The organism is Polyangium jinanense (genome assembly GCF_028435365.1).
The window spans coordinates 69130-85848 of the sequence record NZ_JAGTJJ010000050.1; the positions used below are offsets into that span (position 1 = coordinate 69130).

Below are 16719 nucleotides of genomic sequence, written 5' to 3' on the forward strand. Positions count from 1 at the left end.
GAACATGAGAGCATCCGTGGGCTCACGGGTGGGCGTGCGCGCGGATGGCGTCACGCAAGAGGCGGGCAGCTTCGTCCCAGTCGACGGGCTTGACCAGGACCGCGTCGAACGCGCTGTTCGCGAGCTTGGCGCGCGCGGAGAGATCGCGCCGACCCGTGCACGCGAAGAGCGCCATCCGTTGCGTCGCGGGATCGGAGCGCAGCGCTTCGGCAACGACGAACCCGTCGATGCCGGGCATGCGCAGATCACACAGGACGGCATCCGGCACGTCCTGCGTGGCGAGGAAGACGCCGCGCAGGCCGCCTTTGGCGCGCTCGACCTGGAAGCCGTGGGCTTCGAGCGAGGCCTCGGCGATCGCGAGGAAGTCGGGATCGTCGTCGACGATGAGCACGCGCGGGCGGAACACGCTCGTCTGCTCCATCTCGCCGGCTCCGCCCATCGTCTCCGCCATCCCGCCCCCTCCGACTGCGTGCAGATCGCCGTCCGCGCGAGAACACGCGCGACGAGACGTTTCGCTCCCCCATGTCTTGGACCAGCGCGCGCGATGCGCAATGCGGCGGCGCGGTCTCTGCGAACTTCGTCCTCGCGAGACGCCGGATCCGTCCGGCGGCTCTCTTCACGAACTCCACGATCCTCGGCGTTTCCTGCGTGCTACGCAGTGTGCGTCGTGTGCTCGTTCAACGCTTACCGCGCCCCTTTTCGGGCTCTAGAGTGTGCCTCATGAGTGTCGACGAGGTTTTCTTCGACCGAGTGGCCCACGACCTGCGTGGCGAGCTCTCGACGATGCTCGCCGGCGTCCACTACTTGCTCCGGTTCGGCCGGGATCTCTCGCCTCCGACGCGCGAGATGCTCGAACGGGTGAGCGGCGCGGGCGAGCGGCTCACGCGCATGCTCGCGGAGCTCGACGACGCCGTCTGGCTGCTCGACACCCACAAGCCGCTCGTGCTCGCGTCCCTCCGCTTCGGCGATCTCGTCGACGAGGTGATGACGCGCATCGAGCCCACGGTGAAGACGCGTGGCATCCGGCTCGTCCTCGAACAGACCGACGCCGACGCGGCGGCCGAGCTCGTCGGCGATGTGGATCTGCTCGCCACGGCGCTCACCTCGATCGTCGATCTCGCCACCTTGCGCGCGCCTTCGGGCACGGTGCACGTCACGGCCGAGACCCGAGACGGCGCGCCGATCGTGCGGGTGCGGGACGAGGGCGAGGCCGTGCCCAAGGACGTGCTCGCGCGCCTGTTCGAGCCCTTCGTCGAGCGGGAGATCGTGCCGCGCGAGACGCATGGCCGGCGCAAGCTCAGGCTCGGGATCGGCCTGCCGATCGCGCGGGCGATCTTCGAAGCGCACGGCGGCTCGCTCGTCGTGGATCCGAGCGACACGGGGCTCACGCTCCGGGGCGTGATCTCCTTGCGCAAGGCCTCCGAGATCCCGGTCGAGCCCGAGAAGGCGCGCGCCGCGTCCGGATAGCCGGTGTCTTGCGACGACCGGGCGGGCATGCTCCGCTCGCCTCCCATGGCACGCGTGAACATCGTCTTCCTGGGTGTTGCGCTCACGCTCCTCGGGGGCTGCTCCGAGCCGGCCGGCGCCGCGCGCACGTGCAGCGGCGTCGCGCTCGACGGAGCGCTCTTGATGCTCGCCACGAACCTGCAGGCGAGCGGCCTCGGGCGCATCGACGAGACCGGCTGTTTGACCGAGATCCCGGACATCGCGCTCGGCGTCGATCCGCTGCTCTCCACCGGCTTCGGCGGGCCGTTCGTGTGCGTGCGTGATCAGGGGCTCGTGCGCGCCGTCGATCCGGATTCGCTCGCGCTCACGCGCACGTGGGTCGCGTTCGGCGAATCCGAGACGACGTTCGAGCTCGCGACGGGCGGCAAGGCGGGCGGGCCGCACAACCCACACGACGCGGATCTCGACGCGGAAGGCAGGCTCTGGGTCGCGCGGTACGAGCAGCCCGGCGTCGCGGTGATCGAGCCCGACGGGAGCTTCGGCGGCACGGTCGATCTCTCGATGTTCGCCGACGTCGACGGCCTGCCCGAGGTCGAGGCGGTGCGTGTCGTCGGGGATCGCGTCTTCGCGTCCGTGCAGCGCCTCGATCGTCGCACGTGGAAGTCCGCGGAGAACGGCGCGCTCGTGGCGATCGACCTCGCCTCGCGCAGTGTCGTCGGCTCCGTGGACCTCGGGGGGAAAAACCCGTTCGGCCGCATGAGGCCGGTGCCGTGGGATCCTGCGGGCAAGACCGTCGTGCTGGCGATGCCGGGCGACTTCTACGCGATCGACGAGGGCCACGCGGCCGCGATCGTGGATCTCGACACCCTCGTGGTGACAGGCATCGCCGAGGAGAGCGCGTTCGAGGGCTCCCTCGTGGAGGTCGAGCTTGCGGCGCCGGACGAGGCGTATGCGATCGTCGCGGGCACAGGGCTCGAAAACGCCACGCGGCTCGTTCGGTTCGATCCGTCCGGAAAAACCGCGCCGATCGTTCTGGCCGATACGCGGGAAGGTGGCCAGGGCGGTAACTACGACTACGGGGGCCTCGCGGTGGTCGGCCGCCACGTCCTGCTCGGCGACAAAGCCCACGGCGCGCCTGCGATCCACATCTTCGAGCGCGTGACGGGACGTGAGGTCGGCACCCTCGCGCCCGAACGACTTCCGCCCGTGTCGCTCTTGCCGTTGCCGTAGCGCGTCGGGAAGCGTGGAGGGGCTTCGTTCGGACGAGCCGTGCTCTCGCGCGCGAATCCCCTTTCGCCCCTGTGCCTCCCGGGCGAACTTCGTTTACCATCGATGGAAACGCCTTGGCTGACCGAGCCCCTTCATCGATGTTGAGCTCTGCGCTCGCCGAGCGTGGCGTGTCGATGCGTTCCCTCGAAGAGGCGATCGCGCGGCAAGTCGTGCACGGCGGTGACCTCGTGACGAACCTGCTCGAGGTCGGCGGCGCCCGCGAGGAGATGCTCGTGCCTCTGCTCGCCGAGGTGCTCGGCCTCGAAGAGGCGCCCTCGGGCAAACTCCCGCTGCCGCCCGCGCCGGTGCTGCGCCTCGTGCCCGGGGATCTCGCGATCAGGCACGGCATCTTCCCGCTCGCGCTCACGCGGCGCATCCTCACGATCGCCACCGCCGAGCCCCTCTCGCCGGCCGTCGAAGGTGACCTCGCGTTCGCGCTCGCCGTCGAGATCCGGCAGAGTGTCGCGCCGCTCGTGCGCATCCGTCAGGCGATCGCCGAGGCCTACCAGATCCCGCTCGAGCGTCGCTTTCTCCGGCTCGTCGCCAAGCTCGAGAGCCGCCCCGATCCGAGCCCGACGGTCATGCCACCGCCGCGGAGCATCGGGTCCTCGCGTCCGCCGCCCCCGCGCCTTCCGGAGCTTCCCGTCGCGACGCCGCTGCCGCCCACGCAGATGCCGCCGACGCAGACGCCGGACACGCTCGTCGCGGGCGCGGCGCCGCCGATCGCTCCGACTCGCACGAAGCTCTCGGCCACGCCCATCGCGGCGCGCGCGGCTCGTTCGGACCACCCCAAGCCCGCGCCGACGGTCGCGGTCGTCGAGCCGAAGCCCATCTCCGCGCCCGCCGCGATCCCTGCACCTCCGCGGCGTCCGCTCACCAGCGACGAGTTGCCCGAGACCGTCGCCGCGCCGCCGGGGTCCGCGTCGATCGCGGACACGGCCGACGAGGAAGAAGCGCCCGTCTCGCGAAGGCCCGAGCGTTCCGTGCGACGCGAGTCGAATCGCACCCGCACGAGCACCAGCGTGCTCCGCCGCGCGGTCACGGGTGATCGCAAGACACGCGTCGCCGAGGCTCCGGATCGCCGCACCGCGCGTCCTCGCCGCAAGGGCCCGTTCACCACGGCGATGGCGGAAGACGAGCTCGGCGAGGCGACCACGACCGACGCGGTCCTCGACATCTTCTTCGCGTTTGCCCACCAGTTCTTCGAGTACACGGCGCTCTTCGTCGTGCACGGCGACGTCGCGGATGGACGCGACGCCTCGGGCCCCGGCGCAGGCGCGGCGCGGCTCATGTCGCTCTCCGTGCCCCTCGACCGCCCGAGCGTGCTCGCTCTCGCCCGCGAACGCAGGGCGCCCGTGATCATGCCGCCCGCCGTGGGTGACCTCGACGTCCAGATCGCCTCCGAGCTCGGCCGATCGGGCCGCACCGAGGCAGGGACGCGCGCCGCTGCCGTGCTCGTCCTGCCGATCGTCGTACGAAACCGGACCGTCGCGCTGCTCTACGGCGACGACGGCTCCGTCGACGTGGAGCTCTCCGCGCTCGGCGACGTCATCGCCATCGCGGGCCTCACGGCCGAGGCGATCGAACGCGCCATCCTGCGCAAAAAGCGCGGCGGCGCGGCGGGCGATGGTGCCCCGGCGAAACGCCCTCCCAAGCCCGCGCCTCCGCCGCAGGCCCCGGGCGCAGCGCGCCAGGTCGGCCTCGTCGCGCTCGCCCGTGCCTTCGAGCTGCCTGCGCGCCCCGCGGACGGCGCCGAGCCTGCGCCGCCTGCAGCCGAACCGAAATCGCCGCCGGCGGCCATCTCGTCGATCGCCGTCACCTTGCCGTCCGCCTCCGCGATGGCGCCGGCCATGCTCGAGGCGAGCCCCAAGCCGGCCGCGTCCCCTGCGGACGAGATCTCCTTCGCGGGCATCACCTCGAGCCAGCCGAGCGCCGCGCCCCGGCCGGCCCCCGAGCCGCCGCGCGTGGCCCCTCCGGCCCCCGCGCCCCCGGCCGCGGCTCCCCCGGCCCCTGCGTTCACGGAGACGCTCCAGAGCCCCACGCCCGCGCCGGACTCCGTCGTCCCGCGTGCCGAGCCCCGCGCCCTGCGCTCCCCCGACTCCGACAACGCCTGGGAGCTCAGCGGCCGCCGCGGCGGCCCCATGTCCCGTCGCCGCCGCACGCCCCTCGGCGTCGTCGCGACGGGCCGCATGCGCCTCGGACCCACCACGCCCCCGCCTCCCCCCATCACGGCCGTCTCCCGGCCGCCGGAGGCCGGCCCCGCTCCAGCCCAGCCCCCGCGTGCCGCGCGCCGGGCCATCGCGCCGAGCTTCGGCGGTCGCAGCAAGGCCTCCCTGGGCCTCGGCGCCCAGCCCTTGCCTCCCGAGCCGCCGCCCAACGCCATCGCCGCGCCGCCGACGCCTCCCGTGCCTCCCGTGCGCCCCGTCGTGCCCACGGCACCCGCGCCCCCGCCCGACGCCTTCGCGCCCCCGCCCGAGGTCCCCGCGACCCCACCCGCGCCCGCACCGCCCGTGCGTGTGCCGCCCCCGGGGGAGATGAACTCGCCCTTGCCTCCGGAAACGCTCCCCGGCCCGCCAGTCGAGACCTGGGCCCCCCGCGCGGCCAAGGACGAACCCAGCGCCGTGCCCGTGGGCAGCACGCTCCCGAACCGCGCGCGCGCCGCGGGCTCCGATCCCATCACCCTCGTGCAGCGCTTCCTCGAATCCGGCGCGGAGGACGGCGAGGCCCACAAAGAGCTCGTTCGCCTCGGCGAGGCCGCGATGCAGGCCATCATGGCCCGCTTCCCCGGCCCGCTTCGCATCGACCCGCGTGTCCTCTCGCGTGGCGCCGAGCTCCCGCTCGCCTCGCGCAGCGGCCCTCTGCTCGGCCTCATCGTCGCGATCGGCCGTCCTGCCGTGCCGTTCCTCGCCGTGCGCAGCACCGCGGGTGATCCCGACGTCCGGTTCTGGGCGACGCACCTGCTCGGCGAGCTCATGTATCCGGAGAGCGCGCATGCCATCTTCGTGCGCCTCTTCGACGACGCCGCTCCGGTTCGTCGTGTCGCGCGTCGCGCCGCTGCGATGCTCATCGCCGCGAGTCCCGTGACTGAAGCGCCGATCCTCCCGACGCTCGAACGTCTCGCGCGGACCTCGACTGAGCGTGCCGGCCGGCGCCTGCTCGCAATCGAGACCCTCGGCGAGCTCGCCGTCCCCAAGTCGGTTCCGGTGCTCATCGCAACGCTCGGCGAGACGACCGTGGAGCTCGCGGAAGCGGCACATCGCGCGCTCGTGCACGTCACGCGGCACGACTTCGGCCGCGACGTACGCAAGTGGAACGCCTTCTGGACGACGAACGGCGCGCGAGGTCGCGTCGAGTGGCTCATCGACGCGCTTCTCTCGGAATCGCCCACGCTCCGTCGCGCCGCCGCAGAGGAGCTCGCACCGATCGTCGGCCGAGATCTCGGCTACTACGACGATCTACCCGAGGACGAACGCGAGGCCGCGCAGGTCCGCTACGTCCTCTGGTGGGAGCAAGAAGGCCGCCACAAGAAGCGCAGTTGAACCGCGCTGGTCTCATCGGGGGGCGTTTCGCTGGGGCGTTGCCCCAGGCCCCACCAGGGGTTGTCCACCCCTGGACCCGGACCAGCGCAAGCGCTGGACCCGGGGTCGATGAACTGCGCAACGCGCAGTTCATCGAACAGGCCAGGTCAAGACCAACGACGATCCTGCCAGCGGGCAACGTGCCCGTCGCCAGCGTGAAACGCCCCCTCGTGGTCTTGCCACTGCCCTTTGGGAAGAACTGCGCATCGCGCAGTTCTTCCCCCTGAGGTCCAGGGCTTGCCCTGGTTCGGGTCGAGGGGCGAACAGCCCCCGCGGGGTCCGGGGCGGCGCCCCGGCGCGGCGGCTTGCGACAAAAAGCCACGAGGGGGCTTGAGGCCCCCTCGTGGTGTTTTCATCGATTGTCAGGAACGGTCACCGCTCACTTCTTCGCGGCGCCGGACTCCTTGATGACGAGATCGATCATCTTCTTGAACTTCGGGAACGGCTGGGCACCGCTGATGAAGTAGCCCTCCGTCTTGCCCGCGGCTGCGATGTGGAAGCCGGGCGTACCGCTGATGCCCGCCTTGTCTGCCACGCCGCTCTCGCTCTCGATGAACTTCTTGTGCGCCTCGCTGTCGAGGGCGGCCTTGAACTTCCCGAGGTCGAGACCCTGCTCCTCCGCGTACTTCTCGAGCGTCGTACGGGCGAACGCGTCGGGCGTACCGGCGCCCTTGAAGAGCGCGGTGTGCATCTTCCAGAAGCCCTCGTTGCCCTTCTGCTTCTTGGCCTCCTCGGCCGCGAGAGCTGCGGGCATCGCGTTCTTGTGGAACGGCAGCGGCTTGTGGCGCCAAACGATCTTCACCTTGTCGCCGTAGGCCTTCTCGACCTGGGCGACCGTGTCCTCTGCGCGCTTGCAGAAGGGGCACTCGAAGTCGCTGAAGATCTGCATCACGACCTTCGCCTTGTCGCTGCCCTTCCAGGCGGACTCGGCGGGGGCCACGTCGACCGTCTTCTTCTCGGGCGGGGGCGGCGTCTTCCCGTCCTTGATGATCTCGTTGTAGAGATCCTTCGCGGCCACGCCCTTCGCGAGCAGGTCCTGCGCCTTCTTGATCTCCTCGTCGATGACGGTCTTGAACTTCTCGATCGGCTGGGCGCCGACGAGGCGGCGACCGTTGATGAAGAAGTGCGGCGTGCCGCTCGCCTGGAGCTCGTCGGCGAGGTCCTGATCGGCCGTGATCTCGGCACCGTACTTCTTGTCGAGGATCGCGGTCTTCACCTTGTCGACGTTCAGGCCGAGCTCCTTGGCGTAGCCGAGCAGATCGTCGTCGGTGAGCTTCTGCTGGTTCTTCCAGAGCAGATCGTAGGCGGCCCAGAAGCCCGCCTCGCCCTTCTGGGCGCGGGCTTCACGCGCGAGTTCCGCGGCCGGCTCGGCGCGCGGGTGCATCGGCAGCGGGTTGTCCTTCCAGACGATGCGGACCTTGTCGCCGTAGGTCTTCACGACCTCGTCGAGCGTCGGGACCACGCGGCTGCAGAAGGGGCACTGGAAATCGGACCACTCGACGATCGTCACGAGCGCCGTCTCGGGGCCCTTCGCGGGCGACGTGCCGACGGGCACCTTCCAGACGGTCTTGTCCTCTTGCTGCGCCTGCTCGCGGTTCGCCGGCGGGGGCGCCTTCGCCTTGTTCTCCTGCGAGAGCTTGGCGTAGACCTTCTCCGGCTTCGTGCCCGCCTTGATCGCGGCGTCGGCGGCCTTGAGCTGCTCGTCGATCACCTGCTTGAACTTGTCGATCGGCTGCGCGCCGCTGAGCAGGATGCCGTTGATGAACGACGCCGGCGTACCGGAGACGCCCGCGGCCTTACCGGCGGCGAGGTCGGCGTCCACCTTCGCGGCGAACTCCTGCTTGTCGTAGGCGGCCTTGAACTTGGCCTTGTCCACGCCCGCCTGCACGGCCCACTGCTCGAAGTTCTCGGGCGTGAGCGCGCGCTGGTTCTGGAACGCGACCTCGTGGAACTTCCAGAAGGCCTCGGGGCCCTTGATGCGGAACACGGTCTCGGCCGCGACGGACGCGGGACGCGCGTTCTTGTGGAAGGGCAGGGGGTTCGACTTCCAGATGATGCGGAGCTTCTGCGGGCCGTACTGCTCGCGGAGCTGCGTCAGCGTCGCCTCGACCTTGCTGCAGAAGGGGCACTCGAAGTCGCTGAAGAGCACCAGCGTGACGGGCGCGTTCGGGCTGCCCCAGGTGGGATCCTTCGACGAGACGGGGACCGACGCGTCGCTGTGATCCCACGTCCCGCCGGCGACGTACTCCTGCGTCGCCTCGGCGCTGGCCGTGTGGCCCCCGGCGCCGCGATCGATGCCCCACATCAGCGCCATCCCTGCCATGAAGCAGAGAAGGAAGCCGACGATGGCGGTTCCTTTGTTCATGTTTCTTCTCTTCCTTTACGAGACGGTGCTGCCCGCGCGGCGCTCCTCATCGCGCTGCGAGAGCCGACACCCCGATCGCCCCGATGAACGTTCTTCGGGGCGAAAATCCACGATCTCGAGCGTCGTCTTTCGATCGACGCTGCCGTGACACGTGCGGATCGGCGGCGCCCCCCCGCCTTCAACCAGAAAGGGCGCAAAACCGATTCGCGAGTTTTTCCTCTTCGCGCTGGATCGCTTGCATTCGTCTGTCGCTCGCGTGCGATCCCGCGCGCGAGCGACCACGACAAGCGTCAGGCGCGAGGAGGCCTGTCGATCTCTCGGCGAACACCCCTCAGCGGGGCGCCCTCCACCGGCGGGTACGCCGGGAGCTCGACGGCGAACGCCGGTCGGAGATCGAAGGACGCCGAAAGCATGGCGTCCGGTACGGTCGCGACGAACGACGCGATGGGGTTCTGTTCGCCGTGGGAGGGACCGAGGGCTGGACCGAAGTCCGTCCCGTCACACGAGACTCCCGCGTCGATGCGCGCGTCGGTCATCGGGTGGATCCGCCCTGGCGCGACCGCCGTGGCGCCGCGCTCGTCACACATCGCCGCGATCTGAGGATCCACCTCGTCGCTCGGCCCTATGGACGTGGGGGGCGCGGTGCAGTCCACGGCGTCCTCGCTCTCCGGCTGCGCTGCACGCGGCGCAGGCCCGAGCGACGACGACGCATCGTCTTCGCAAGCAGGTACGATCGCTGCGTATGCGCGGAGCGGCACGAGCCAAACCACGGCGAATACCGCCGCGATGGCCAGCGCACGAAGAACCGCGAACCGCAACACCGACCTATCCATAGCCGACCGGAGGGCTTGCGGCAATTGTCTGTGGCCCTCCACGCTCGTCGCGCCTTCCAGATGCCGAATTATTGGCCCACCTTGTCTTACATTCCTAGCGTGTGGGCATGGCGACTGCCCCCCTCGACATGGATCGCGCCGGCATGGAAGGCGCGGCGCAGGCGACGCGAGCTTCGGACCTCGCCGCTCCGCACGACGACGAGCGCGCCGGCGCGGGGCCCGGCGAGGAGCTCCCGCGGGTCCTTGGCCGGTACCTCTTGCTCCGCCGCATCGCGCGCGGGGGCATGGGCGAGGTCTACCTCGCGTCGACCATGGGCATCGAGGGCGCCGAGCGGCCCGTCGTCGTGAAGGTCATTCGCCGCGATCACGCGAGTGATCCGAGCTTCATCGCGCGCTTCCTCGACGAGGCCCGCGTGCAGGCGCAGCTCCAGCACTCCGGCGTCGCGCAGGTCCTCGAGGCCTCGCTCGACGACGAGACCGGCGAGCCCTACGCGGTCGTCGAGCACGTCGAGGGCAAGAGCCTCGGCGACGTGCGCGGCCGCGCGCATGCGCTCGGATATCGCGTCGGCTGGGCCGAGGCCGTCGCGGTCGCCACGATGATCGCCGAGGCCCTCGCGCACGTGCACGAGCGCAAGGATCCCGCGGGCCGCGCGCTCGCGATCGTGCACCGCGATCTCTCCCCGCAGAACGTGATGGTCAGCTACGCGGGCGACGTGAAGATCATCGACTTCGGCACCGCGCGCGGCATGAACCGCCGCTGCCGCACGGTGAGCGGCGTTGTCTTCGCCAAACCCGGCTACGTCGCGCCCGAGGTCGCGAACGGCGACACCGGTGACGCGCGCGTCGACGTCTACGCGCTCGGCGTGATGCTCTGGGAGCTCTGCGCGGGCCGGCGCTTCTTGCAGGGCGACGCGGCCGTGCACATGGCCGCCGTCGCGCGGAACGCGCAGAACCTCCCGCCCATCGCCGCGCAGATCGGTGCGCCGCCCGAGCTCGACACGATCCTCGCCAAGCTCACGGCCTTCGATCGCGAGGTGCGCTACGGCCTCGCCCGCGTCGCCGCGCGCGACCTCGCCAAACTCCTCGGCGCGGCGCCTCCCTTGCCCGGCGGCGAGCGTGGCGTGCGCGCGCGGACGCAGTACCTCATGCAGTCGCTCTTTCCGAGCGAGCCTGCGAAGAGCCGCCGCGAGTTCGCGCGCCTCGTCACCGCCGCGCGCGCCACCTTCGAGGCAACGATCGAGGAGAAGGTCCGCCCCGCAGCGCCGCAAGCTCTTCCTGCCGAGGAAGAGGGCCTCTTGCCCGGCACGCGTCTCCGGCTCGTGCGCGAGATCGGCGGCGGCGCCACGAGCGTCGTGCACGAGGCCGAGCACGTGGATCTCGGCCGCCGCGTCGCCGTGAAGATCCTCGCCCCCGAGCACGGCGCCTCGCCCGAGTTCGCCGCGCGCTTCCGCCACGAGGCCCGCGCCATGTCGCGCCTCTCGCACGAAGGGCTCGTCGACCTCTACGACTTCGGCCGCGCCGCCGACGGCCGCCTCTTCTGCGTCATGGAGCTTCTCGAAGGCGAGACGCTCGAAGCCCTGATCTCCCGCGAGCGCGAGGTCGATTGGCAACGCGCGCTCCGCATCGTGATCCGCGCGCTCGGCGCCCTCGAGGTCGCGCACACCGCGGGCATCGTCCACCGCGACGTCAAACCCGCGAACGTCTTCTTGACCCAGAGCGGCACCGTGAAGGTCCTCGACTTCGGCCTCGCGCACACGCCCGAGGACATCGGCGAGGCCGTCCTCGGCGCGCCGAGCGGTGACAACGCGGTCGCGGCCGGCTTCACGCTCTTCGGCACGCCCGAGTACATGGCGCCCGAGCAGGCCGCGGGCGGCCGCGTCGACGGTCGCGCCGACCTCTACGCGCTCGGCTGCGTGCTCTACGAGATGCTCACCGGCTCGCTACCCTTCACGGGCGCGAGCGCCGCCGCGATCGTCGACGCGAAGATGAAGGGCAGCCCCGAGCGGCCGCGGGATCGTGCGCCTGGCAAGCGCTTGCCCGAGGCCGTCGACGAGCTCGTCATGCGCGCCCTCTCGCGCCACCCCGGCCTGCGTTTCCAGAGCGCCGCCGAGATGCGCGAGGCCGCGATGCTGGCCCTCGGCGCCCCCGTGCGCGCGCGCCGTCGCCGCAGGACCGCAGGGTTTGCCGCGCTCGCCGCCGCGATGGCGTTCGCGACCGTCCTGCTCGCCGGCAAGGCCAGGGACATCGGCGCGATGATCCCCGTCGCGTGGAAGTCCGTCACCGCGCCCGCGCCGGCCGTCGTGGCGGAGCCCGCGCCCGCTGCCGCGCCTGCGACCGATCCCGCGCCCGCCGTCGCTGCGGCCGCCGCGCCCGTGGCCGATCCCGCTTCCGCGCCTGAGCCTGCGCCCGCGCCCGAGCCTGCAGCCGCGCCCGAGCCGCTCCAGCTCGCCGAGGTCCCGATCTCGGCCGATCCGGAGCCGTCTCGGCCCGCGCCTGCGCGTCCTCGCCCGTCGAACCGCGCGTCCAAGAAGGAGGCCGCCGCGAGCAGCCAGATGGTCGCGGCCGTCGCGCAGGCGGACAAGCCGAGCGTCACGCCCGCCTCGGGCGACAAGGCTTCTGCAGGGGCGAACAAGGTCGTCCACGCCGACGACGTCGCGCACGTCGAGCCGACCGAACCTTCACACGCCGAGCCGGCATCGAAGGACAAGGACGAGCAAGCTCGTTTGAGGCGCAAGAAGAAGACCCGCATGGCCTCCAAGCCGGCCGATGGGGGTATCGGGGGCGCAGCTCGGCCTGGCCGAGCGGAGCCACCGATCGTGAAAGACGGGCAAGGCGCGAAGCCGGCGAACAAGACCAAGTAGCCGTCAAGCTCCCCCGGCAGCGCTCATTTTGCTCGATCGCGCGCCGTCACGTTGTATACCGCGCACACTCGATGGCCCAGATTGCTCCGCCCGCCGTGGGTGAAAACGTCGTCACCTCCGGCCCGCCGCACCGAGCCATTCTCAAGCTCGCTCTGCCAACGGTCGGGGCGATGCTCACGCAGAGCGTCGTCAACGAGATCGACATCGTCTTCTTCGCCCGGCTGCCCTGCCCGGAGTCGTCGAACGCGCAGGCCGCGCTCCTCCCGTCGCTGATCGTCCTCTGGCTCTTCGGCGGCTCGCTCTCCGCGATCTCCGTCGGCACGCAAGCCTTCGTCGGCCGCCGCTTCGCCGAGAAGAAGCACGAAGACGCAGGCGCGGTCCTCTTCAACGCCGCGCTCTTCGCGCTCGTCGCGGGCGTCATCTTCTCCGCGATCGGCTACCTCGCCACGCCCCACATCCTCGGCGCAATCATCAAGGTCGAGGGCGCTCGCACGGCCGCAGACGAGTATCTGCGCTGGCGTCTGCTCGGCGTCACCTCGATGGCGACGACGTTCGCCTTCAAGGCCTTCTTCGACGGCATCGGCAAGACGCACATCCATCTCGTCTCGGCCGTCGTGATGAACGCGCTGAACATCGTGCTCTGCTTCTTGCTGATCTTCGGCAACGCCGCGCTCGGCATCCAGAAGATGGGCATCGCAGGCGCGGGCATCGCAGGGTTCGTCTCCACGTACGTCGGCCTCGCGATCATGGTCGGCTACGCGCTCCTGCCGCAGTTCCGGAAGCTCTACGCCCCGTTCCGCTGGAAGAACCTGGACCGAGGGCTCACCTGGTCGGTCCTGAAGCTCTCGATCCCGAGCAGCGTGGCGACCATCGCAGTGATGACAGGCTTCGCACTCTTCGCGATGATCGCAGGCAAGCTCGACGAGGTGCACCCCATGGGCGTCGTCTCGGCGATGTGCCCAGGCGGCAAGGCCGAGCCAGTGAACGGCGCAGCGACGACCGTGATCGTCGGCGTCCTCAAGCTGACGTTCACCGCATGTCTCGCGTTCGGCACGTCCACGGCAACGCTCGTCGCGCAGTCCCTCGGCGAGCGCAACGGCGACAAAGCCGAGACATTCGGCTGGACGTCGGTGCGTCTGGGTCTCCTGATCTTCGGCGTCGTGGGTCTCTGCGAGGCCGTCTTCGCGCCGCAGATCCTCTCGTTCGTCACGCACAGCGACGTCGTGCGAGACGTCGCACTCGGCCCGATGCGGCTCATGGGCATCTGCACGCCGATCATCGCAATCGGAATGATCCTCACGCAGGCACTCTTCGGCGCCGGCAACTCGCGCTTCGTGATGATCGTGGAGCTCGTGCTCCACTTCCTCTGTCTCGTCCCGCTCGCATGGCTACTCGGCATCACGCTCGACCTAGGCCTGATGGGCATCTGGGCCGCCGGCGTGGTCTACGCCGTGCTCCTCGCAAGCGTGATGGTCTTCAAGTTCCGCAGCGGCGACTGGAAGAAGATCGCGCTGTAGGGAAACGTGTCGCCGGGGTTTCACCCCGGGCCCGACCAGGGGTTGTCCACCCCTGGACCCGGACCAGCGCAAGCGCTGGACTCGGGGTCGATGAACTGCGCTCCGCGCAGTTCATCGAACAGCCGCAAGCAAGACCCGCCACGACCCTGCCCACCAAGACTGCAGCGCTGACGTCTCGCCGGGCAACGCCCCCGTGGTCTTGTTACGGGCCCGTTGGAAGAACTGCGCGTAGCGCAGTTCTTCCACCAGAGGTCCAGGGCTTGCCCTGGTCCGGGTCGAGGGGCGGACAGCCCCCGCGGGGTCCGGGGCAGCGCCCCGGCGCAGCGGCTCAGCTCAGCGCCCGAACGCGGATCCCGTCCAGCGATATCGCACCGGGCCGAGGTTGCTCCAGGGGAGCAGCAGCGGCTCGATGCCGCCGACTGCGCTCGTCTCCTGCGCGAAGGGGTAGGTTGCGGCGGTCCATTCGGTTGCTTTGCCTGGGGCGAGCTCGATCTCCACGAGCTTGCCGGCCTTCACGAATCGGTGGGTGCCGCTCACCTTCTTCTTGCCGATCGAGCGCCCGATCTCTGCGGCGAACACGCGCTTCAGGCCCTCGCCTTCGACCTTGTAGACGAGCAGCACGTCGCGATCGACCGTGCCGCTGCTCCCCTCGAGCGTAGCGTTCGAGTGCAGCGTGCCTTGCACGATGATCTCGGCTTTGCCGTCGCCGGTCAGATCCATCGCGCTCACCTCGCTGATGTCCGTGCCCTTCGTGAACTGCGACAGCGTCAGGAACGAGTAGCCCGTGCCGCCCTTGAAGCCCTTGCCGAAGATCACGAGGTCCCGATCGTGGAGCAGCACCGTCTCGGCTTGTTTGTCGCCTGAAACGTCTGCGGACACGTTGAACCGCGGCTTGCCCGCTACGCTGCGCTCTTTCTTGTAGAGCGCGTACACCTGCTCCAGAAGCTCGCCGGCGCTCGGACCCTTGGGCGCCTCGGGCTTCACGGTCTCGCTGGACGGCTTGGAGGCGGCTGCGGGCGGAGGCGTCGCGGCTTGTGTCGCCTCGCCGGCCTTTGTGAAGGCCTTGCCGTTCCATTTGTACGTCCGTGAAGCGATCGTCTCCCAGGGCAGCAGCGCGGGATCCATCGAGGTCTCGCGTGACTCGTTGTAGTTGCCTGCGTGGAACTCCTTCGCTTTGCCGGACAGGATCGTGATCGCGACCTTCGCGCCGTCGCTGTCGAAGCGAACCTCGTTCTCGACTGCGCCCTTCTCCGTCACGACCGCGATCTCGTGCTGGAACAGCGTCGCCGGCACGTCGGACTTGCCGAACTGCAACACCTGCAGGTACTCGCGGTACTTCTTCGGCGTCCCGAGACGCTTGCGCAGGATGATCTCCGCCTGCCCGTCGCCCGTCAGATCCCGCGCCTCGAACGAGGGCAACATGCCTGCGGAGACATCGACGCCGAGGTCGTTCCAGTAATACTCGGTGCCTTTGCGGAACGTCGGACCGAGGACCACGAGGTACCGATCCCACACGAGCACGCGCTCCTTCAGCGCGTCACCTGCGACGTCCGCGATCAGGTTGAACTTGGGCGCGCCGCGGACGCTCTTCTCCTTGAGCAGCCCCTCGGCGAGCGCTTGCTCGCTCTCGATCGACACGGGCGGCAGCGACTCGTACTTCGTCGAGGGCGCCGTACCGACTGCGGACTCGATCGTGCTGCCCGTGTCGGCGTCGTGCACGTGGATCGCGCCGCGCAGACCGACGCGGGTCGTGGCGGCGGGGGGGAAGGCGGTCCAGGGGATCGTTGCTTCGAGCGTCCAGCCGCCGCTGCGCGGGGCCTCGATGACCTTCGCGCCCGTGATGGCCTTGCCTTCCTTCGTCTTGGCCGCGCCGGGGGCTTTGCCCGGGTCGCCGGGGTAGAGCAGCACTTCGTGGACGACGCCGCCCGGGAAGCCGAGCGTGAGGGCGACGTGGTCGCCGCCGCCGCCGCGCAGGACGTCGTCGTTGACGTCGACCGCGACGAAAAGGCTCGTGCCGTCGTAGGAGAGGGCGGCTTTGGCTTCGAGGTCCGTCTTCGACGGCTTGCCCTTGGTGGCGTACGAGAGCGCCATCAACGAGGGCCACTCCTTGGGTACGCCGTCGAGCTTGATGGACTTGGCTTCGACGAGCGCGGCGCGCACGGCCGACCCTTCGGCGGCGGCGGGAGAGGTGGCGAAAAAGGCCCCCGCGAGGGCGGCGAGGGCGGTGAGGGCGGAGCCAAGGCGAGCGCGGTGGGGCGTCATGAGCAGGATATGGACGGGGGTAGGGGACCTTTGTTCACCGGGTGTGAGGCCCCGCGAAGGCCGTTGTTCCCGCGAAGATACCCGGGGGTTGTGACGAGCGGGAGGCGGTCAATCGTGTGTCCAGGGGGGTGGAACGTTTGAACGGTGGTTGGTCACCGTTACGCGAGGGCGACCGAACGTTCGATGGGGGACGGGAGAACGTGACGCGAGAGGGATCGAACGGCTGAAGACGCGCGCGTCAGCGTGGACCGAGGTTCTTCGAAGGCTCGGAGACGCGCGCGTCAAACGTGACGCGAGGGTGTTCGAAGCTTCGAAGGGGGAGGAGAGAGCGTGACGCGTGGGGGGTCGAAGGGTTGGAGACGCGCGCGTCAGCGTGGACCGAGGGGGCTCGAACGCTTGGCGGGGCACATGCCGTGGTGACGCGCCAAAAAGCCGTCGAGCGGGACCCCTGGAGTGTCGCTAATACCTTAGGAGATCCCCCGGCTCTGCCGGGGAGGCAGCCGAAGTTTGACATTTCCGGGGGTCTAAAGGCGGAACCCCCTTCGTGAGCCGCTCAAAGCAACACGAAAGGGGTTCCAGTGGACGAGT

The 16719-nt window shown here is 70.0% G+C and carries 9 protein-coding genes; 5 read left to right on the forward strand and 4 right to left on the reverse strand.

From position 1 onward, the window contains the following. Positions 1-22 precede the first annotated feature (22 nt). Entirely contained in the window at positions 23-451 is a 429-nt protein-coding gene (locus KEG57_RS42905; protein ID WP_272423970.1) for a response regulator, read from the reverse strand. A gap of 269 nt (positions 452-720) precedes the next feature. On the opposite strand from KEG57_RS42905, the gene KEG57_RS42910 reads away from it, so the two are divergent. The 3 genes from KEG57_RS42910 (at position 721) to KEG57_RS42920 (ending at position 6254) form a co-directional block, all read left to right on the forward strand. Beyond that, positions 721-1467, forward strand: a complete 747-nt coding sequence (locus tag KEG57_RS42910; protein ID WP_272423972.1) for a sensor histidine kinase — start codon at positions 721-723, stop codon at positions 1465-1467. Between the two features lie 45 nt (positions 1468-1512). Beyond that, complete coding sequence (locus KEG57_RS42915; protein ID WP_272423975.1) at positions 1513-2676, forward strand: NHL repeat-containing protein; 1164 nt, start codon at positions 1513-1515, stop codon at positions 2674-2676. A 137-nt stretch (positions 2677-2813) separates the two neighbouring features. Beyond that, positions 2814-6254, forward strand: a complete 3441-nt coding sequence (locus tag KEG57_RS42920) for a GspE/PulE/PilB domain-containing protein (RefSeq protein WP_272423976.1) — start codon at positions 2814-2816, stop codon at positions 6252-6254. Positions 6255-6672: 418 nt separating this feature from the next. Here KEG57_RS42920 and KEG57_RS42925 read toward each other — a convergent pair whose 3' ends face one another. Then, positions 6673-8658 carry a DsbA family protein gene (locus tag KEG57_RS42925; RefSeq protein ID WP_272423977.1) on the reverse strand — a complete coding sequence of 662 codons (1986 nt, stop codon included), beginning with the start codon at positions 8656-8658 and terminating at the stop codon, positions 6673-6675. 290 nt (positions 8659-8948) lie between these two features. Continuing rightward, positions 8949-9479, reverse strand: coding sequence for a hypothetical protein (locus tag KEG57_RS42930; RefSeq protein WP_272423978.1), 531 nt, complete (start codon positions 9477-9479; stop codon positions 8949-8951). Between the two features lie 119 nt (positions 9480-9598). Here KEG57_RS42930 and KEG57_RS42935 point away from each other — a divergent pair, with 119 nt between their 5' ends. Then, positions 9599-12352, forward strand: a complete 2754-nt coding sequence (locus KEG57_RS42935) for a serine/threonine-protein kinase (protein WP_272423980.1) — start codon at positions 9599-9601, stop codon at positions 12350-12352. A 71-nt stretch (positions 12353-12423) separates the two neighbouring features. Then, entirely contained in the window at positions 12424-13869 is a 1446-nt protein-coding gene (locus KEG57_RS42940) for an MATE family efflux transporter (RefSeq protein WP_272423982.1), read from the forward strand. 333 nt (positions 13870-14202) lie between these two features. Here KEG57_RS42940 and KEG57_RS42945 read toward each other — a convergent pair whose 3' ends face one another. Continuing rightward, a complete protein-coding gene (locus tag KEG57_RS42945; RefSeq protein WP_272423983.1) occupies positions 14203-16131 on the reverse strand; it encodes a DOMON domain-containing protein in 1929 nt (642 codons plus the stop codon). Positions 16132-16719: the final 588 nt, after the last annotated feature.

Excerpts from the sequence above, each read along its gene's own strand:
- KEG57_RS42905 (WP_272423970.1), bottom strand. The coding sequence starts at position 451 with ATGGCGGAGACGATGGGCGGAGCCGGCGAGATGGAGCAGACGAGCGTG.
- KEG57_RS42910 (WP_272423972.1), top strand. The coding sequence starts at position 721 with ATGAGTGTCGACGAGGTTTTCTTCGACCGAGTGGCCCACGACCTGCGT.
- KEG57_RS42915 (WP_272423975.1), top strand. The coding sequence starts at position 1,513 with ATGGCACGCGTGAACATCGTCTTCCTGGGTGTTGCGCTCACGCTCCTC.
- KEG57_RS42920 (WP_272423976.1), top strand. The coding sequence starts at position 2,814 with ATGTTGAGCTCTGCGCTCGCCGAGCGTGGCGTGTCGATGCGTTCCCTC.
- KEG57_RS42925 (WP_272423977.1), bottom strand. The coding sequence starts at position 8,658 with ATGAACAAAGGAACCGCCATCGTCGGCTTCCTTCTCTGCTTCATGGCA.
- KEG57_RS42935 (WP_272423980.1), top strand. The coding sequence starts at position 9,599 with ATGGCGACTGCCCCCCTCGACATGGATCGCGCCGGCATGGAAGGCGCG.
- KEG57_RS42940 (WP_272423982.1), top strand. The coding sequence starts at position 12,424 with ATGGCCCAGATTGCTCCGCCCGCCGTGGGTGAAAACGTCGTCACCTCC.
- KEG57_RS42945 (WP_272423983.1), bottom strand. The coding sequence starts at position 16,131 with ATGACGCCCCACCGCGCTCGCCTTGGCTCCGCCCTCACCGCCCTCGCC.